Raw genomic sequence first — 18,232 nt, forward strand, 5'->3', positions numbered from 1 at the left:
GGGAGGCCGCGGCCCGTCCGGTCGGTGGCGGTGCCGTGCGCGGAGCCGCGCGGTGGTGTCAGACGGGGGCTCCGGCCGGGAGTCCGCTCGGAAGGCCGTCCGGGAGTCCGCCCGCGAGGTCGCTCGGGATTCCGCCGAGGACGAAGCCCTCGTCCACCTGGGACGCCAGGTCGATGCCGACCTTGGCGTTGGCCCAACTCTCCGCGTTGCGCCGGTGGAAGAGCACCGCCTGCTCGGTGTAGCGGTGCTCGTCGCGCAGCCCGTACGCCGCTTCGGCCTCGATCCGCAGCTCCTCCAGCACGGCCCGGTTGGCCGGCTCCAGCGACTTCAACGGCGGCTCGGCACCCTGCTCCAGTCGGCGTACCCAGTCCGACTGCCCGAAGGTGGTGAGCAGGTCGTCGCCGACCTCGCGGCGCAGGAACGCCAGGTCGTCCGGGCCCTGCACCTTGTTGCCGATCACCCGGAGCTGCACGCCGAAGTCCCGGGCGTAGTCCTTGTACTGGCGGTAGACGGAGACGCCCTTGCGGGTGGGTTCGGCCACCAGGAAGGTGAGGTCGAAGCGGGTGAACAGCCCGGAGGCGAAGGAGTCCGAGCCGGCCGTCATGTCGGTGACCAGGTACTCGTCCGGGCCGTCCAGCAGGTGGTTGAGCAGCAGTTCCACCGCGCCGACCTTGGAGTGGTAGCAGGCCACCCCGAGGTCCTCCTCGGTGAACGCGCCGGTGGCCAGCAGTCGAACAGAGCCCTCGTCCAACGCGATCGGGCGGGCGCAGGCGGCGTAGACCGGGTTCTCCTCGACGATCCGCAGCAGGCGCGAACCGCGCCCGGGCGGCGTGGTTTTGATCATCTCGTCGGCCGAACGGATCAGCGGGTTGCTGCCCCGCAGGTACTCCTTGATCTCCGGCAGGTGCGCGCCGAGCGAGGGCAGGTCGGCCGCCTGGGCATCCGTCAGGCCGAGTGCGGGGCCGAGGTGCTGGTTGATGTCGGCGTCGACGGCGATCACCGGTCGGCCGATGGCGGCCAGGTGGCGGATGAACAGTGCGGACAGCGTGGTCTTCCCGCTGCCGCCCTTGCCGACGAAGGCGATCTTCATCTGGGGCTCCGGCTCTCGCTCTGGGCCCTGGGGGAGGGCCGCGTGCTCAGGGGTGCGCAGGTGGGGGCGCCCCCTAATTGGAAATCGTTATCGTCTCAGATAGTGGCCATGCTAGCCGGGGTTTGGGGTCCATCGGGGGAGGGAAGTGAGGATTGCCTCTAACGGGTGATGCGGGGTTGCTGTTCCAGGAGAGGCCGCCCGTTCATTACTCTCGGGTAGGTGAGCACTGGAACAGATCCCCTCGCCCCGTTGGCCCAGCTCCCCGGGGTGCCCGACGCGGTGGCCGAGGTGCGCAAGGCCGTCGACCGGCTTTACGGCCACCGGGTGATGCGCCGCCGCGCGGCCGAGGTCACCTCCGAGTCCGCACTGCGCGGCGCCCGCGCTTCGGCGGCCGTGGCCGGGGCCGACTGGCCCTTGGAGGAGGTCCGGCGGCGCACCGACTTCAGCGCCGACGCCGAGGCCCGTACGGTCGGCGCGGCCCTGCGGATCACGGCCGAGGCGGGCCAGCTGCTCAGCGTCTGGCGGCACTCGCCGCTCCAGGTGCTGGCGCGGCTGCACCTGCTCGCGGTCGGCGACGCCGACCCGGCCGCCGGTCGGCCGCGCCGGGCGGGAGAGGGGGCCGAGGAACTGTTCCCGCTGGAGCTGGAACCGGTGGAGAGCGTCGAGGTCGAGGCCGCGGTCGGGCCGCGGCCCGTGCTGCCGCCCGCGCCGGACGCGGAGGAGGTCGCGGCCCGGCTGGACCAGCTCTCCCGGCTGCTGGTGGCCCGTGCGGAGGGGCAGGGCGTGGGCACGCCGGCCCTGGTGGTCGCGTCGGTGGTGCACGGCGAACTGCTGGCCCTGCGGCCGTTCGGCAGCCACAACGGGCTGATCGCGCGGGCCGCCATGCGGATCGTGCTGATCGCCGAGGGCCTCGACCCGAAGTCGATCTGCCCCGCCGAGGTCGGTCTGGCCGAGCTGGGCACCGACACCTACCGGCGCGCCCTCGCGGGCTACCTGGCGGGCACGCCCGAGGGCATGGCGGCCTGGATCGCCCACTGTGGGCGGGCGCTGCGGCTGGGCGTGCGGGAGAGTACGGCGGTCTGCGAGGCGATGCAGCGCGGCATGGCCTGAGCCCGAACGGGCCGGGGGCGCAGCGACCCGCGCGCCGTGAACGGCGCGCGCCCCGTGCCCGTTGCGTGCGCCGCGGACGGTGCGCGCCGCGCACGCCGGGAACGCCGCGAAACACGAAGATGCGGCGGCACCTGATCCTGCTGGGTGCCGCCGCTGGTGCAGACAGCCGGGTGACCAAGCATGCACCGGAAGTGCCGATCAGACGGGGATCCTGCCCGTTCGTCTGGTCCGGCGGCCCGACAGCGGGTCGGCTGCATGTGGGTGCTCGGATGTCTGTACGTGCGGTCCGTGGGGCCTGAACTGCGTTGTCGGTTTGACCTCTTCGGTCCTGACCGGGTCTCGCGGGCCGTGCTTCCTTTGTATCGCGTTTCGGCCGAAAGGGGAACCCGAAACGGGAAGTCTGTGCCGATCTGCCCGTTTCAGGGCCTTTCCGGTGGATCGCAGGAGGGTCGCCGCGGATCCAGGCCTTCCGGCGGGCGCGTCAGGCGGCTGGGCGGCGCCGGTGGGCCAGGTACCAGATGACCCCGGCGGTCACCGCGGCCGTCCCGACCGCCACGGCGGTCAGCACCGAACCGCTGGGCGCGGAGAACTCCGGCACCCGCCGTCGCAGTTGCACCGGCCGGTCGAAGAGCAGCACCGGCCACTCCCGGGCCTGCGCCTCCTTGCGCAGCGCGCGGTCGGGGTTGACGGCCGAGGGGTGGCCGACCGCCTCCAGCAGCGGCAGGTCGGTCGAGGAGTCGCTGTAGGCGTAGGACGCGGCCAGGTCGTAGCCCTCCGTCCTCGCCAACTCCCGGATCGCCGCGGCCTTGTTCTCCGCGTAGGCGTAGTACTCGATCTCGCCGGTGTAGCAGCCGTCCTCGACCTTCAACCGGGTCGCGATCACGTGGTCCGCGCCCAGTAGTTCGCCGATCGGCTCGACCACCTCGGAGCCGGAGCTGCTGACGATCACCACGTCCCGGCCGGCCGCGTGATGCTGTTCGATCAGTGAGGCGGCCTCGTCGTAGATGATCGGGTCGATCAGGGTGTGCAGGGTCTCGGCGACGATCTCGCGGACCTGCTGGACGTTCCAGCCCCGGGTGAGCGCGGAGAGGTACTCGCGCATCTTCTCCATCTGGTCGTGGTCCGCGCCGCCGGCCAGGAAGACGAACTGGGCGTACGCGCTGCGCAGTACGGCCCGACGGTTGATCAGGCCGCCCTGGTAGAAAGGCCGGCTGAACGCCAGTGCGCTCGACTTGGCGATGATGGTCTTGTCGAGGTCGAAGAAGGCGGCGGTCCGCAGGCCGGTCGGCCGGGGGCGGGCGGGTGCGCCCGGCTCCTCGGGCCCGGTGAGGTCGCCCTGGGACTCGTCGGCGTGGTCGTCGGCGTTCTCGGTGGTGTCCACGGGAACCGAGGATAGAGGGAGCCACAAAACACCCCGCCATTCGGCGTACTCGTGGGCGTGCGGGTTTGTGTTTCTGGCCGCTCGGGTACACCATGGAAGTCACGGATCGTTCGCGACCGTGCTAACCCGGTCCGGCTCCTCCCCCCCGAGTCGGGCTGTGGATAGACGACCCCCGCTCTCCCCCCCGGCGGGGGTCGTCGCACGTCCGGGGCCATTTTCAGGGCTTGAACGCCCCTCGCGCACGCTTCCGCGCGGTCCTCCCCGAGGTGTACAGGTGGTGTCGACGGCTCGGTCCGTCCACCACCTTTCGTCACTCTGCGTTGCCATTTGCTCATGACGCGCAGGATGCCCACGGCCGGTTCCGATCGGCTCCGCGAGGTCGTTCCGGCGGGGTGCGCGGGGCCCGTCCTGGCGGCATGCGCGGGGGTGGCGTGTCGGGGGCCCGGAGGGCGGTCGGCCGGGGGCGGTGGAACGGCTGGTTCACCCTGGTGACCCCCTTTCGTCAATTCTTCGACGAATAGCCCCCCGCCCGGGTGAACGTTTTTATCCACAACCCCCGAGTTATCCACAGGCAATCGGAACGTGGATGACGGAATCCGGATCTCCCCCCACCGTGATGGTCGGCGGCGGTCGCCGGGCAGGGCCTCATCCCCCTTCCTCTCCCAGAGGTCTGCCTGGCGGCCGTCCGCCGGAACCGTCCGACGCGCGCCGCGGCCGCCCCTGGTGGCCGCCGGCGCAGAGGGGAGCACACCATGTCGACGCCGATCACCTCCCACGTCACCGCCGAGGGCCCCGCGGCCACCGGGCCGCTCGTCGTCACCGGGGACGAGGACCTGGCCGAGCACCTGCTGCGGGTCTGCGCGGCAGCGGGCACCGAGCCCCGGTTGATCAGGGGCGCGCCGCCGCCGCGCGAGCTGTGGGAGGCGGCCCCGCTGGTCCTGGTCGGGGACGACCGGGCGGAGCACTGCGCCGGGCTGGGCCGGCGCAGCGGGGTGCTGCTGCTCGGGCTGGACCTCGACGACCCCGGCGTGTGGGTCAGAGCCGTCCAACTCGGCGCCGAACACGTGCTGTTCCTGCCCGACGCCGAGGCCTGGCTGCTGGACCGGATCGCGGACGCGGCCGAAGGCGTCGGCTCCCCGGCCGTCACCGTCGCGGTGCTCGGCGGCCGGGGCGGGGCCGGGGCCTCGACCCTGGCCTGCGCCCTCGCGGTCACGGCCGCGCGGACGGGGCGGCGGACCATGCTCCTCGACGGCGATCCGCTGGGCGGGGGCCTGGATGTCCTGCTCGGCGGCGAGACGGCCCGCGGGCTGCGCTGGCCCGACCTGGCCGGTTCGCGCGGGCGGGTCAGCGGGGCCGAACTCGCCAGGGCGCTGCCGGCCCTCAAACGGCTCTCCGGGCTGTCCTGCCTGTCCTGGGACCGCGGCGACACCCTCACGGTGCCGCCGGCCGCCATGCGCAGCGTGCTGGCCGCCTCCCGGCGGCGCGGCGGGCTGGTGGTGATCGACCTGCCGCGCCACCTGGACGCGGCCGCCGGGCAGGCGCTGGAGCAGTCCGACCTGGCGCTGCTGGTCGTCCCGGCCGAGCTGCGTGCGGTGGCGGCCGCCGACCGGGTCGCGGCGGCGGCCCGGATGCGGCTCGGGGACGTCCGGGCCGTGGTCCGGCCGGTGCGGGCCGGCGGGCTCCCGGCCCACCGGATCGCCCGCGGGCTGCGGCTGGAGCTGGCGGGGGAGCTGGAACCGGAGCCGGGGCTGACCGAGGACGTCGAGAAGGGCGTCCCGCCCGGCACACGGGAGGGCGGTCCGCTCGCGCGCTTCTGCGCGAGTTTCCTGAACGAGGTGCTGCCGCCGGTGTCGGCGGTCGGAGGAGGTGCGTACTGATGGTCCGTCTGCGCAGGACAGGAACGCGGGGCGGTGCGCCGGCCCCGGGCGACGGTGCGCGGGAGCACCGGCCGCTCCGGAGCGTGCCGCCGCCCGGCGGGCCGGGCCCGACCGGACACGGGCCCTGCCCGTACGGTCGGACGGCTCGCGAGGAGCGGGCGGCGGAGCTGGTGGACGCGGTCCGGCTGCGGCTGGCCGAGTCCGGGGCCGCCCCGACGGCGGGCTCGGTCGCGGCCGTGCTGCGGGCCACCCGGCCACCGCTCGGCGGGGACGAAGTGCTGGACACCGTGCGCTCGCTGCGCGCCGAACTGGTGGGTGCGGGCCCGCTGGAGCGGCTGCTGGCGGCGCCCGATGTCACGGATGTGCTGGTGAACGGTCCGGACGAGGTGTGGGTCGACCGTGGCGGCGGTCTGCACCGGGCCACCGGGGTCCGGTTCGCCGACACCGAGGCGGTGCGGCGGTTGGCCCACCGGCTGGCCACCGCGGCCGGGCGGCGCCTGGACGACGCCCGGCCCTGGGTGGACGCCCGACTGCCGGACGGCACCAGGCTGCACGCGGTGCTGCCGCCGATCGCGGCCGGCTGCACGCACATCTCGCTGCGGGTGTGGCGGCCCCGCCCGTTCACGCTGGACGAGTTGGTGGCGGGCGGTGCGCTGCCACCGGAGGGCGCGCAGCTGTTGGCCGGCATCGTGCGGGCGCGGCTGTCGCTGCTGGTCTCGGGCGGGACGGGCTCGGGCAAGACGACCCTGCTCGCGGCCCTGCTCGGCCTGGTCGGGCCGGACGAACGGATCGTGGTCGCCGAGGACTCCGCCGAACTGCGGCCGGCCCACCCGCACGTGGTCCGCCTGCAGAGCAGGCCGCCGAACCAGGAGGGGCTGGGCGAGTTCACCCTGCGGGACCTCGTCCGGCAGGCGCTGCGGATGCGGCCGGATCGGCTGGTGATCGGCGAGGTGCGCGGGGCCGAGGTGTCGGACCTGCTGGCCGCGCTCAACACCGGGCACGAAGGCGGCGCCGGCACCGTCCACGCCAATACGGCGGCGGACGTGCCGGTCCGGCTGGAGGCGCTGGGCTCGCTCGCCGGGCTCGACCGCCCGGCCCTGCACAGCCAACTGAGGGCCGCGCTGGACGTGGTGGTGCACCTGGTCCGGGACTCGGGCTCGGGGCGGCGCCGGGTGGCCGAGATCCACACGCTGGCCGGGGACGGCGCAGGGCTGGCAGTGACCACCCCGGCGGTGGAGTTCCCGGCCACGGGCGGCCTGGTGCCCGGCGCCGGCTGGGAACGGCTGGTCGGGCTGCTGGCCGCACGCGGGGTGGCGATCGGGGCGGTGGCGCCATGAGGGCCGTGGCGGTGGCGGTTTCGGCCGCGGTGCCGGTGTGGGTGGCGGCCTCGGGGCCGGTGGCGGTGGCGCTGACGGCGGCGGGCCGGGCCGAGCGGGAGCTGCGGCTGGTGGAGATCGGGTTCGTGCTGTTCCTGGGCGCGTGTGCGACGGGCGCTCTGGTGCTGCTCGGGGCACCGGGCAAGAAGGGCCGAGGGCAGGGAGGTGGGTGACATGACGCAGGTCCAACCGGCGCTCTGCTGGGTGACGGTGCTGTGCCTGCTGGCCGCCGTCGGGTGGCGGGCGGTCCAGGAGCAGCTACCCGGTGGGCGGCGCTCCAGGCTGGTGCTGGCAGGCAGTGGGCCCCCGGTGTACGGGCCCCCGGCCCACGGGCCGGAACCGGAGGTGGGCCGGGCGCGGGGTCGACTTCCCGGGCTGCTGGTGCCCGAACTGCTGGCGCTACCGGCGGGCTTGGTCGTCGGCCAGGCGACCGCCTCGCCCGTGCCGGTGCTCGCGGGAGTGCTGGCCGTCCTCCCGCTGCGGAGGTGGCGGCTTCGGCGGCGCCGGGAGGCCGAGGCCGGGCGGCGGGCCGCCGCGGTGGTGGAGCTGTGCGCCGCGCTGGCCGGGGAGTTGCGCAGCGGTGCGACCCCGGAGCAGGCCCTGCACCTGGTCACGGCTCGGCTGGCCGCGGACCCGGAGGGGCTGCGCCGGCTCGGTGCGGAGCCGGTGGCCCGGCTGGCGGCGGGGCGCTACGGCGGGGACGTGCCCGCCGCGCTCCAGCTGCTCGCCGAACTGCCCGGCGGCAGCGGGGCGGCAGCGATCGCGGCCTGCTGGCGGGTGGCCTCCGACGGCGGGTCGGGGCTGGCCGCCGCGCTGGACCGGGTCGCGGAGGCGCTGCGCGGTGAGCGGGCGTTGACCGAGGAGATCGCGGGGGAGCTGGCCGGACCGCGCGCGACGATCGCGGTCCTGGCCGCCCTGCCGGGTGCGGGACTGCTCCTGGGCGGAGCGATCGGGGCCCGTCCGGTGGAGGTCCTGCTGCACACCCCGGCCGGACTCGGCTGCCTGGCGGCGGGGGCGGTGCTGGAGGGGCTGGGGGTGTTCTGGACGGCCCGGATCGTCCGGGCGGCGGCCCAGGGTGCGCTGGAGGCGCCTCGGGGAGCGTTGGAGGCTCCCCCAGGTGTCGGGAGCCGTCCCGGGACGGCGGGCCTGCCTCGGGGCGGCGGTGGGCGGCGAGGAGGTCCGTGGGCCGGGGCGCTCGATGTCGGAGCGGGGGCGGGGTGATGCGACCGGGCGGGTGGCTTTCGGGCGGGTGGGTGTCGGCCGGGCTCCCGGTGACGGCTGTGGCGGTATCGGCGGCTGTGGCCGGGGTGGCCCGGCACCGGGCGGGGCGCCGTGCCCGACGGAGGGCGTTCGCCTGGCAGCGGGAACGGGAGGAGGTGCGGAGCCGAACCGGGCCGGGGCGCAGTGGTGTTGGGCCCAGCGGTGTCGGGCGCAGCGGTGCTGGACCCCGGCGGAGACTGGCAACGGCGGTCGTCGCGGGGCTGGCGGTGGCGGTGCTGGTCGGCGGTGGCGCCGGCGCGGTGGCCGGGGTGGTGGCGGCGGTGGGCGCCCACCGGTGGTCGGCCCGGGCCCGGTCGCCGACGGATCGACGGGCGATGCTGGATGAGCAGCTGCTGCTCAGGCAACTCCCCCTGGGCGCCGAGCTGTTGGCGGCCTGCCTCGGGGCGGCGGCGCTGCCCTCGGCGGCGGTGGCGGCGGTGGGTCGGAGTGTGGGCGCACCGCTCGGGCCGAGGCTGGTCGCGATCGGGACCGAACTGGTCCTGGGCGCACCGCCGGAGCTCTGCTGGACCAGGCTGGGCGAACAGCACCCGGCGCTGGCGCCGCTGGCGCGGTGTCTGGTCCGGACGAGCCTCGGCGGAGCTCCTGCGACCGGCCCGTTGGTCGAACTGGCCCGGGAGCAGCGGACCGCCGCCGCCCGGGCGGCCCACATCAGGGTCCGCCGGGCCGCGGTGCTCGCCACCGCGCCGCTCGGGCTCTGCTTCCTGCCGGCCTTCGTCCTGATCGGAGTGGTGCCGGTGGTGATCGGCCTGACCAGCCGGTTCGGGTGGGCGATGTGAGTGGGCGTCGGGTCCGGGCCGGTCGGGCCGGGACTCGCGAGAAGGAACGGTAAGTATCCAGACAGGAGAGATCGATGACTGCAGTTTTCGCGACCAGGCCCAACATCGGGCGTCCGTTTCAGCATCTGCCGGGAGCGTGGCGGCGGAAGAGCCGCGGGGTCGCCGGCCGGGTCCGCAGGGTCTCACGGTACCGGGGGCGTTCGGACGCCGGGATGACCACGGCGGAGTATGCCGTCGGCACGCTGGGTGCGTGCGCGCTCGCCGCCGGGCTGTACAAGGTGGTCACCAGCGCGGCCATCACCGGGGCGCTGACCGAGACACTGGAACGGGCCCTCCGTGCGACGTAGCGCCCGACCGCGGCCCGGCCGGTCGAACCGGGCCGGGCGGGCCGTACGGAGGCCTTGGCAGGGGCCGTGGCAGGGGTCCTGGCGGGGGCGGCGCGGGGACGCCGGCTTCGTCACGGCGGAGACGGCGGTGCTGCTGCCCGCGCTCGTCCTGCTCGCGGCGATGCTGATCTGGGGCGTGCTCGCGGCCGCGGCGCAGATCACCTGCGTGGACGCGGCCCGGATCGGCGCCAGGGCGGCCGCGCGGGGCGAGTCGAATGCCGCCGAACTCGCCCGTGCGGCCGCCCCGCCGGGAGCGCGGGTTCGGGTGGCGGTCGCGGCGGACACGGTTCGGGTCGACGTGGACGCCCCGTGCGCGGCGCCGGGGAGGCTGGCCGGGCTGCTCGCCGTCCGGGTCGGCGCGATGGCGGTGGCCGCCCGGGAGGACGTCCTGGGCAGCACAGCGGGAGGAGCGGAAGGAACCGCGGAGGGAGGTGGAGGCGCATGGCCGGCATGACGGCCCGCCAGCCGATCCGGTGGAGTGCCCGGCCGGCGCGGGTTTGTAGCGCTCGGGCGGCCGTGCCGGGCGGGCGCGGGCACCGGGCGGACACGGGCTCGGCGACGGTCTGGCTGCTCGCCCTGGCGATGCTGGGGACAGCGGTCTTCGCGGCGACGGTCGCGGTCGGCACGGTGGTGGCCGCTCGGCACCGGGCCGAGTCGGCAGCGGACCTCGCGGCCCTCGCGGCCGCGGACCGGCTGCTGCTGGACCCGGACGGCGGCTGCGCCCGGGCCGTCGGGATCGCGGCGGCGCAGGGTGCCGCGCTGGTGTCCTGCGCGGTGGACCGCTTCGCGGACGCCGTCGAAGTGGTGGCCGAGGTGCCGGTCGGTGGGCTTCCGCGGCGGCTGCCGGTCGGTCCGGCGCGGGCGAGGTCGCGCGCCGGACCGGTGCGGGCCCCGGTCACCGCGGCCGAGGACGGCCTCGGCGAGGCGCGGGACAGCCCGGGCGGTCCCGGCGGTCCAGGCGGTCCCGGCACCTTGGGCGGGACCCCGAGCGGTGCGCCTGCAGCCCCTGGCCCGCCCACGGCCTCCGGCCCGCCGTCCGCCTCCAGCGCGCCTACGGCCCCGGGCGGGGTGGTGGCCTCATGATCCGGCCGGTGTTCCGCCCTCCGGGTCCGCCGCGGGGCCCGCCGCGGGAGCCGCTCCGGGCGCTCCGGCCAGCAGGACGTCCAGCAGCCGGACGGCGGCCGTCTTGTCCAGCGGGTCGTTCCCGTTGCCGCACTTGGGCGACTGGACGCAGGATGGGCAGCCACGCTCGCACTCGCAGGAGGCGATCGCCTCGCGGGTGGCGGTGAGCCACTCGACGGCGCGCTGGAAGCCGCGTTCGGCGAAGCCGGCCCCGCCCGGGTGGCCGTCGTAGACGAACACCGTGGGCAGCCCGGTGTCGGGGTGCAACGGGACGGAGACGCCGCCGATGTCCCACCGGTCGCAGGTGGCGAACAGCGGCAGCAGCCCGATCGAGGCGTGTTCCGCGGCGTGGGCGGCGCCCGGCAGCCGGTCGAGCGGCAGGTCCGCGTCGAGCAGTTGGTCCTCGGTGACGGACCACCAGACGGCGCGGGTGCGCAGGGTGCGGGGCGGGAGGTCGAGCTTGCTCTCGCCCATGATCTCCCCGGTGGAGATCCGCTTCCGGAGGTAGCCGACCACCTGGTTGACCACCTCCACCGAGCCGAAGCTGAGCCGGCCCTCGCCCCAGTGGACGGTGGTGTCGGTGTCGAGGACGGAGATGGAGGTGATGTCACGGGCGGCCGTGGTGTACGGCGGGTCGGCCGGTTCGACCAGGGCGACCGAGTCCTCCAGGTCGAGCTCCCGGACCAGGTAGGTACGGCCCTGGTGGAGGTGGACGGCCCCGGTGTGGACGGTGGTGTGGGCGGCCGCGGCGTCCACGGTGCCGAGCAGGCGGCCGGTGTCGGCCTCGACGATCTGCACCGGGCTGCCGCCGCTGCCCCGCAGGTCGACGGCGTCGGCGGCGCGCTCCCGGCGGGTCCAGTACCAGGAGCCGTCGGTGCGCCGGCGCAGCAGGCCGCGCCGTTCCAGCACCGGCAGCAGCGGTGCGGTGGAGGGTCCGAACAGCTCCAGGTCGGCGTCGGTGAGCGGGAGTTCGGCGGCGGCCGCGCACAGGTGCGGGGCGAGTACGTGCGGGTTGTCGGGGTCGAGCACGGTGGCTTCGACGGGTGTCGAGAACAGCGCCTCGGGGTGGTGCACCAGGTAGGTGTCCAGCGGGTCGTCGCGGGCGATCAGGATGGCCAGCGCGCCCTGGGCCTCCCGGCCGGCCCGGCCTGCCTGCTGCCAGAGCGAGGCGCGGGTGCCGGGGTAGCCGGCCATCAGGACGGCGTCGAGGCCGGAGATGTCGACGCCGAGTTCGAGGGCGGAGGTGGAGGCGAGTCCGAGCAGTCGGCCGGAGTGCAGGTCGCGCTCCAGGGCGCGGCGTTCGTCGGCGAGGTAGCCGCCGCGGTAGGCGGCCACCCGGTCGGCGAGCGGTCGGCCGAGCTGGTCCTGGGTCTGCAGGGCGACGAGTTCGGCGGCGCGCCGGGAGCGGACGAACACGACGGTGCGGGTCTGCCGTTCGACCAGGTCGGTCAGGAGGTGCGCGGCCTCGGTGGTGGCGGTGCGGCGCACCGGGGCGCCGTGCTCTCCGACGTTCTCGGTCAGCGGCGGCTCCCAGAGGCCGAAGACCATCGGGCCGCGCGGCGAGGCGTCCTCGGTGACGGCCACCGCGGGCAGGCCGGTCAGGCGCCGGGCGGTGACGGCCGGGTCGGCGGTGGTGGCGGAGGCGAGCAGGAAGGTGGGTGACGAACCGTAACGGGCGCAGAGGCGGCGCAGCCGCCGCAGCACCTGGGCGACGTGGGAGCCGAACACCCCCCGGTAGCTGTGGCACTCATCGACGACCACGTACCGCAGCACCTTGAGGAAGGAGGACCAGCGGGCGTGCGCGGGCAGGATGCCCCGGTGCAGCATGTCCGGGTTGGTGAGCACGTAGGAGGCGTACTGGCGGACCCACTCGCGTTCCTCGGGCGGGGTGTCGCCGTCGTACAGGGCGGCCCGGACCCTCGGCGGGGCGAGTTCGGCGGCGCGGCGGCGCTGGTCGGCGGCGAGCGCCTTGGTCGGGGCCAGGTAGAGCGCGGTGGCGCCGCGGCCGTTGCGGGCCTCGGTGCCCTCCAGCAGGTCGCTGAGGACCGGCGCCAGGTAGCCCAGCGACTTGCCCGAGGCGGTGCCTGTGGCGATCACCACAGTCTGGCCGCTTTTGGCCAGGTTCATCGCTTCTGCCTGGTGCGCCCAGGGCTGTTCCACCCCGACGTCCGCCGCGGCGGCGACGATCTCCGGTCGGATCGAGTCGGGCCAGGGCGAATAACGCGCAGGTCGGGCGGGAAGGTGCTCCGTATGGGTGAGCCGGTCGGCCCGCCCCCGACTGGTGGACAGGGTCGTGAGCAGTGCCTCGGGCAGGCTGTGTCGGGGCGGCATGAGGACCCAGTGTGTCACCGGCGTGACGGAGAATCGTCGTAAGCCATCGTGCGGTCATGGTCGCAGGTGGTTGAATGTGGCCGTGACGGCCGTATGGCCGTGGGTCGCAGCGCTGAGGCTTGCCACGCGTTGGCTTGTTGGCTTGGCGTGCCCGGGCTCGCGACCATGCGGTGGCGGCCGTCCGGCCGAGGATCGCACATGACGTAGCAAGGCAAGGTGCTGGAGGTTCCGTGGACCTGTCCCTGTCGACCCGTGCAGTCGGCGATCGTACGGTCGTCGAGGTTGGCGGCGAGATCGATGTGTACACCGCCCCGAAGCTGCGTGAGCAGCTGGTCGAGCTCGTCAACGACGGCAAGTACCACCTCGTCGTCGACATGGAGGGCGTCGACTTCCTCGACTCGACCGGCCTCGGCGTGCTCGTGGGCGGTCTGAAGCGGGTGCGTGCCCACGAGGGCTCGCTGCGCCTGGTGTGCAACCAGGAGCGCATTCTCAAGATCTTCCGGATCACCGGTCTGACCAAGGTCTTCCCGATCCACACCTCGGTGGACGACGCGGTCGCCGCGACCGACTGACGCGTCCGGGCCGGCCCGTGCGGCCGGCCCGCCCGTTCCACACGTCCGGGGCGCGGGGGCCTGTGCGGCCCCCGTTCCCCGGCGTATCAGGGCCGGTCCAGCCGGTCCGCGGGGCCGCATCGCCGGCCCCGGCCGGAGTACCCCGAGGGGGAGAGATGGCAACCGTCGAACTTCGATTCAGCGCGCTTCCCGAGCACGTGCGGACGGCCAGGCTGGTCGCCGCGGCCGTCGCCAGACGGGCCGGGGTCGACGAGTCGGTGCTCGACGAGGTACGGCTCGCGGTCGGTGAGGCGTGCTCCCGCGCGGTCGGTCTGCACCAGCGCGGTGGGATCGGCGGCACGGTCCGGGTCGCGTTGACCGACCAGGAGAAGCGTTTCCTCATCGAGGTCGAGGACGAGGCCGGCCCCGCCACCGTCCCGTCCGCCGGTGCCGCCGAGGGCGGCGACCCGGACGAGGACACCCTGGGCCTCGCCGTGATCACCGGTCTGGTCGAGGACCTGGAGGTCACCAACGGCGCCGACGGCGGCGTGATCCGGATGAGCTGGCCGGTTTCGGTCCCCTCCGTCGCGGTCTGACCTCACCCGGGTGCGCCCTGCGGGTGCCCACACTCCGGGCACCCGTTGACACGGCGTGCGGCCCGGCGGTTCGCTGCTCCCGGCACGACCGGGTCCGGTCATCGACCGGACCTCGTCGCGGAAGAGGAAGCACATGCGGATCCGCATCCTGTGGCCGGCCGGGCAGGCCACCGCCACGCTGGCGGCCACCCCCACCACCGAAGCGCTCTGGGCCGAGCTGCCGATCAGTTCCACGGCCAGCACCTGGGGCGAGGAGGTCTACTTCGGCACGCCCGTGAGCGTGCCGCGCGAGGACGGAGCCCGGCAGGTGGTCGAGCCGGGCACGGTCGCGTACTGGACCGACGGCGACAGCCTCGCGCTGCCGTACGGACCGACCCCGATCTCGCAGGACGGGGAGTGCCGGCTGGCCAGTCCCTGCAACGTCCTCGGCCTGCTGGACGGCGATGCCAGGGTGCTGCGTACCGTGCGACCGGGCGATCCGATCCGGGTCGAGCGGGCCTGACCGGCTGGGGCCGCGGCGGGATCGAGCGGGCCTGAGCGCCGGGACGGGCCGGGCCGGGATCCTGAGCGCCGGGACGGGCCGGGCCGAGGGCCGGGGTCCGGTCGCCGTGCGTGGGGCGGGAGTTCGGGGTCGGGAGGGACGGGAGCCGGGCAGCCGGGAACCGGACGGTCGGTGACGGCCGTGTAGGTTCGACGACCGAAGACGACCGAAACCGAAAGGCTCCTCCCGGTGAACAAGCGACTGCTGGCCGTACCCGCCCTCGGCGTGCTGCTCGCGTTCGGCGCCGTCGGCTGCGGCAGCGACGACAACAGCAAGCAGCTGGACTCCTGGGCGTCGAACGTCTGCGGCGCGGCCAAGGACCCGATCGCCCAGTCGCAGGTCGCGCTCGCCGACACCGCCCAGGTGAAGACCGGCGAGTCCCCGGCCGACCTGCGGAAGCGGCTGTCGGCGGACATCGGGCGACTGGGCAAGACCAACCAGGACATCGCGGCCGCGATCGACGCCGCCGGTGCGCCCAAGGTGGACAACGGTGCCGCCCTGCAGAAGGACACCGTCGACGAGTTGAAGAAGGCGGCCGACGGCTACCTGGACGTCCAGAAGAAGCTGGACGCCCTGGCCACCGACGACCAGGCGAAGTTCGCGGACGGGCTGAACAGCGTCGGCGACCAGCTGCGCCGGCTGTCCTCGCTGTCCACCCAGGCGCAGAGCAAGCTGGCGAGCGGGGATCTCGGCAAGGCGATGGCCAAGCAGGAGGGGTGCAAGCCCTCCCAGGCCACCCCGGGTGCCGGGGCGAGCGGCAACGCCGGTGGCTCCACTGCCACCCCCGGAGCGGGCGCCAGTCCGAGCGCCGGCGCCACCCCCTCGGCGGGTGCCCCCAGCGGCACCCCCGCGCCGGGCGGAACGGACAGCGCGAGCCCGTCGGCCACCCCCTCGGCGGGCGCCACCACCCCGGCCGCCCCGGCTTCGTCCTCGGCCCCGGCCACCCCGGCACCCAGCGCGAGCTGAGCCGAGGCCCCGGCCCGAGGTCCTGCCCGAGGTCCTGCCCGAGGCCCGGGCCGCAGCCCCACCCGACGTCCTGGTGCGTCCGGTGGGGCGCGGCGGCCGCCGGCGGGGGCGTGGGGGCAGGTCCGCGCTCCCGGTGGGGTCGGCGGGCGTGGGGTCGGCGGGCCGGTGGGGCCGGGGTGGGGCGAGCCGGGGGACAATGGCGGGGTGATCAGTAGCCCCGTTCTCGACCCGACCCGCCTGGCCAAGCTGCGCGAGGCGCTGCTGGCCGCCTCGTTCACCGCCGATGGGTGCCTGGACCTCCTGGGGCCCACCGGCTACGCGGCGTTGGCCCGCAGTGAGGCCGTCCCGGCGCTGCGCGCGACGCGGGGCGGCAGCCCGCTGGAGACGCTGGTGCGGCTCTTCCTGCTGCAGCAGCCGGTGCCGTACCAGGCGGCCGCCGCCGCGCTGCCGGTGGAGGACTGCCTGGCGGACGGTTGGCTGCGCCCGGACGGGGACCTGGTGCGCGCCACCGTGGACGTCCGGCCGTACGCCAACGAGGTTGCCGGGATGCCCAGTTCGGACGCCTGGGTGGTGTCCGACCTGGGGTGCGCGGTCGGTGGCGCGGGTGGGATCGGCTCCGGTGAGACCGCGCACGGGGTGGCCCGCAAGGACCTGGTGCTGGGGGTCGGCGGGGCGTCCACCACGCTGGCCAACATCACCGTGCGCCGGCCCGTCCGGGCGGCGCTGGACCTCGGTTCGGGCTCCGGCGTGCAGGCGCTGCACGCGGCCCGGCACGCCGGGAGCGTCACCGCCACCGATCTCAACCCCCGTGCGCTGCGGTTCACCGAACTGACCCTGGCGCTGTCCGGGTTCGACAACACCGAGGTGCTCACCGGCAGCCTTTTCGAGCCGGTCGGGGAGCGGAAGTTCGACCTGATCGTCTCCAACCCGCCGTTCGTGATCTCGCCCGGCGGCCGGTTCACCTACCGTGACGGCGGCATGGCCGGGGACGACCTGTGCCGCAGCCTGGTGCGGTCGGCCGCCGACCACCTGGAGCCGGGCGGCTACTGCCAGTTGCTCGCCAACTGGCAGCACGTCAGGGGCGAGGACTGGCAGGAGCGGCTGGCCGGCTGGGTGGCGGGCACCGGACTGGACGCCTGGGTGGTCCAGCGCGAGGTCCAGGACGTGGCCCAGTACGCTGAGTTGTGGCTGCGCGACGGCGGTGACCACCGCGGTCCGGGCGGTGACTACCAGGCCCGGTACGGCGAGTGGCTGGACGCCTTCGAGGCGGGCCGGGTCGAGGGCATCGGGATGGGCTGGATCACCCTGCGGGCGGGCGGCGCCGAGCGTCCGACCGTGCGGGTGGAGGAGTGGCCGCACCCGGTGGAGCAGCCGCTCGGTCCGCACATCGACGAGTGGTTCGGCCGGCAGGACTTCCTGCGCTCGCACGACGACGCGGGCCTGCTCGCGGCCCGCTACGTGCTGGCCGACGACGTGGTCCAGGAGCAGGTCGGTGCGCCGGGAGCGGAGGACCCGGAGCACGTGGTGCTGCGGCACAACCGGGGCATGCGGCGGGCCACCAAGGTGGACACGGTCGGCGCCGGGTTCGTCGGGGTGTGCGACGGGACGCTGTCGGCGGGCGAGATCGTGGACGCCATCGCGCAACTGCTGGGCGAGGACCGGGTGGTGCTGCGGGACCGGGTGCCGGAGTCGCTCCGGCTGCTGACCGAGCAGGGGTTCATCGACCCGGTGCGGTGAAAGCCGGTGCCGTGAAAGCCGGTGCCGTGAAAGCCGGTGCGGTGAAAGCCGGTGGGTGGGAACCGGTGGGCGGGAACCGGTCCGTGAGTGCCTGCCCCGTTCGGTAGAACGCCGCCCCGGCACCCTCCGGTTCACCCTCCCGTACCCCCTGGTTCGTCCGGTGGTCCCCGTTCGGCTGCCCGCCGTTGGTCGGGTGCTGTGAGGCTCTGTCCACAGGCTGTGGACAGAGTCGGGGAGCCGGGGGCCAGGGGTGGACACGACGACGGCGACCGTCGGCGGGCTGGTGCTCGCCCTCTTCGGTGGCGCGCTGCTGCTCTGGTGCGCCGCCGAAGTGCGCCTTCGCCACCGGGTGCGCCGCTCGGGGATTCCGGTGGTGGCGACCGTCGTCGCCGAGAAGGACGTGCACGGCCGATTGGACAGCTCGCCGCTGCTCTCCTTCTCCGTGCGGCCGGCAGTCAGCGGATCCGGGTCCGGGACCGGAACGGGGTCCGGGTCCGGTTCCGGCCGGATCGCGGAACTCGTGCTCACCCGGCCGCGCGGGCACACCCCACTGCGCCGTCCGGAGCGGTTCGCGCCCGGAACCCCGGTGCGGATCTGCTACGACCCGTACCGCCCCCGCCGGGCCGTGCTGGCGGCCGGGGAGATCGGCCGGGCGGCGGTCGTCGACCTGCTGTGGTGCGCCCTGGGGGTGGCGTGCCTGGGGGCGGGGGCCGGGCTGCTGGCGGCGATCGGCCGCTGAGGGGGCGAGCAGTCCCCCCCGGTCCGTCGGTCGGTCCCACCGATCCGCCGACCCGGGTCCGGCGCGATCCGGAGAGCGCGATACCGCATGCGCGCCGATTTTCCGTTGACAGATCTTGAAATCCGTCATTCCATCCTCCGGAACCTGCCGAAGCCCCCCCTCCACGGGGCGCGAACCTCCGTCATCGGGTTACCGTTCGAGTGGCGTCGGTGAGCGCGGCAAGCGAAACAGCGGGATCCGTCCGTTTGACAAGGGTGGCCGGGGTACGGTCACACTCCGCTGGTGGGGTGTCGTGCAGTGGCGACCCCGGGACGGTGGAGGGGTCGGGCGGAGCGCAGCCCGTGCTGCCAGCGCCGACCAGCCACATAAGGA

The 18,232-nt window shown here is 74.9% G+C and carries 18 protein-coding genes; 15 read left to right on the forward strand and 3 right to left on the reverse strand.

Annotation, left to right across the window (positions count from 1 at the left end; all coding sequences use genetic code 11):
• Nucleotides 1-58 precede the first annotated feature (58 nt).
• Complete coding sequence (locus tag ACIQWA_RS31445; protein WP_402488072.1) at nucleotides 59-1,090, reverse strand: ATP-binding protein; 1,032 nt, start codon at nucleotides 1,088-1,090, stop codon at nucleotides 59-61.
• A gap of 219 nt (nucleotides 1,091-1,309) precedes the next feature.
• Between ACIQWA_RS31445 and ACIQWA_RS31450 the strand changes: the two genes are divergently transcribed.
• On the forward strand, nucleotides 1,310-2,200 hold the full coding sequence (locus ACIQWA_RS31450; protein ID WP_360226983.1) for an oxidoreductase: 891 nt from the start codon (nucleotides 1,310-1,312) through the stop codon (nucleotides 2,198-2,200).
• 481 nt (nucleotides 2,201-2,681) lie between these two features.
• On the opposite strand, the gene ACIQWA_RS31455 is transcribed toward ACIQWA_RS31450, so the two are convergent.
• Entirely contained in the window at nucleotides 2,682-3,479 is a 798-nt protein-coding gene (locus ACIQWA_RS31455; protein WP_402488267.1) for an HAD family hydrolase, read from the reverse strand.
• A gap of 854 nt (nucleotides 3,480-4,333) precedes the next feature.
• Here ACIQWA_RS31455 and ssd point away from each other — a divergent pair.
• The 8 genes from ssd (at nucleotide 4,334) to ACIQWA_RS31495 (ending at nucleotide 10,360) form a co-directional block, all read left to right on the forward strand.
• Nucleotides 4,334-5,458 carry a septum site-determining protein Ssd gene (gene ssd / locus ACIQWA_RS31460; RefSeq protein WP_360226980.1) on the forward strand — a complete coding sequence of 375 codons (1,125 nt, stop codon included), beginning with the start codon at nucleotides 4,334-4,336 and terminating at the stop codon, nucleotides 5,456-5,458.
• A gap of 83 nt (nucleotides 5,459-5,541) precedes the next feature.
• Nucleotides 5,542-6,795, forward strand: a complete 1,254-nt coding sequence (locus ACIQWA_RS31465; RefSeq protein WP_402488074.1) for a TadA family conjugal transfer-associated ATPase — start codon at nucleotides 5,542-5,544, stop codon at nucleotides 6,793-6,795.
• Nucleotides 6,792-7,007: a hypothetical protein gene (locus ACIQWA_RS31470; protein ID WP_402488076.1), complete on the forward strand. Its 216-nt coding sequence runs from the start codon at nucleotides 6,792-6,794 to the stop codon at nucleotides 7,005-7,007. Before ACIQWA_RS31465 ends, ACIQWA_RS31470 begins: the two co-directional genes overlap by 4 nt.
• A gap of 1 nt (nucleotide 7,008) precedes the next feature.
• Complete coding sequence (locus ACIQWA_RS31475; RefSeq protein ID WP_402488078.1) at nucleotides 7,009-8,055, forward strand: type II secretion system F family protein; 1,047 nt, start codon at nucleotides 7,009-7,011, stop codon at nucleotides 8,053-8,055.
• A 374-nt stretch (nucleotides 8,056-8,429) separates the two neighbouring features.
• A complete protein-coding gene (locus ACIQWA_RS31480) occupies nucleotides 8,430-8,891 on the forward strand; it encodes a type II secretion system F family protein (RefSeq protein WP_402488080.1) in 462 nt (153 codons plus the stop codon).
• A gap of 74 nt (nucleotides 8,892-8,965) precedes the next feature.
• Nucleotides 8,966-9,238, forward strand: coding sequence for a DUF4244 domain-containing protein (locus tag ACIQWA_RS31485; protein WP_360226965.1), 273 nt, complete (start codon nucleotides 8,966-8,968; stop codon nucleotides 9,236-9,238).
• The gene (locus ACIQWA_RS31490) at nucleotides 9,228-9,731 is read left to right on the forward strand and encodes a TadE family type IV pilus minor pilin (RefSeq protein WP_402488082.1); all 504 of its coding nucleotides are present in this window, start codon (nucleotides 9,228-9,230) and stop codon (nucleotides 9,729-9,731) included. Before ACIQWA_RS31485 ends, ACIQWA_RS31490 begins: the two co-directional genes overlap by 11 nt.
• Nucleotides 9,732-9,793: 62 nt before the next feature.
• Entirely contained in the window at nucleotides 9,794-10,360 is a 567-nt protein-coding gene (locus tag ACIQWA_RS31495; RefSeq protein WP_402488084.1) for an Rv3654c family TadE-like protein, read from the forward strand.
• On the opposite strand, the gene ACIQWA_RS31500 is transcribed toward ACIQWA_RS31495, so the two are convergent.
• Nucleotides 10,355-12,730 carry a DEAD/DEAH box helicase gene (locus tag ACIQWA_RS31500; RefSeq protein WP_402488085.1) on the reverse strand — a complete coding sequence of 792 codons (2,376 nt, stop codon included), beginning with the start codon at nucleotides 12,728-12,730 and terminating at the stop codon, nucleotides 10,355-10,357. The two genes, ACIQWA_RS31495 and ACIQWA_RS31500, sit on opposite strands and share 6 nt — an antisense overlap.
• Nucleotides 12,731-12,960: 230 nt before the next feature.
• Here ACIQWA_RS31500 and bldG point away from each other — a divergent pair, with 230 nt between their 5' ends.
• The 6 genes from bldG to ACIQWA_RS31530 all read left to right on the forward strand — a co-directional run bounded on the left by bldG (nucleotide 12,961) and on the right by ACIQWA_RS31530 (nucleotide 17,860).
• Nucleotides 12,961-13,302, forward strand: a complete 342-nt coding sequence (bldG, locus tag ACIQWA_RS31505) for an anti-sigma factor antagonist BldG (RefSeq protein WP_188305076.1) — start codon at nucleotides 12,961-12,963, stop codon at nucleotides 13,300-13,302.
• Between the two features lie 155 nt (nucleotides 13,303-13,457).
• On the forward strand, nucleotides 13,458-13,877 hold the full coding sequence (locus ACIQWA_RS31510) for an ATP-binding protein (RefSeq protein WP_360226954.1): 420 nt from the start codon (nucleotides 13,458-13,460) through the stop codon (nucleotides 13,875-13,877).
• A 133-nt stretch (nucleotides 13,878-14,010) separates the two neighbouring features.
• Nucleotides 14,011-14,379, forward strand: coding sequence for a cyclophilin-like fold protein (locus ACIQWA_RS31515; protein ID WP_402488088.1), 369 nt, complete (start codon nucleotides 14,011-14,013; stop codon nucleotides 14,377-14,379).
• A 228-nt stretch (nucleotides 14,380-14,607) separates the two neighbouring features.
• On the forward strand, nucleotides 14,608-15,384 hold the full coding sequence (locus ACIQWA_RS31520; RefSeq protein WP_360226948.1) for a small secreted protein: 777 nt from the start codon (nucleotides 14,608-14,610) through the stop codon (nucleotides 15,382-15,384).
• Between the two features lie 204 nt (nucleotides 15,385-15,588).
• Nucleotides 15,589-17,121, forward strand: a complete 1,533-nt coding sequence (locus ACIQWA_RS31525; protein WP_360226945.1) for a methyltransferase — start codon at nucleotides 15,589-15,591, stop codon at nucleotides 17,119-17,121.
• 250 nt (nucleotides 17,122-17,371) lie between these two features.
• Nucleotides 17,372-17,860: a DUF3592 domain-containing protein gene (locus ACIQWA_RS31530; RefSeq protein WP_402488090.1), complete on the forward strand. Its 489-nt coding sequence runs from the start codon at nucleotides 17,372-17,374 to the stop codon at nucleotides 17,858-17,860.
• Nucleotides 17,861-18,232 lie beyond the last annotated feature (372 nt).

The organism is Kitasatospora sp. NPDC098652 (genome assembly GCF_044760155.1).
Lineage (GTDB): Bacteria > Actinomycetota > Actinomycetes > Streptomycetales > Streptomycetaceae > Kitasatospora.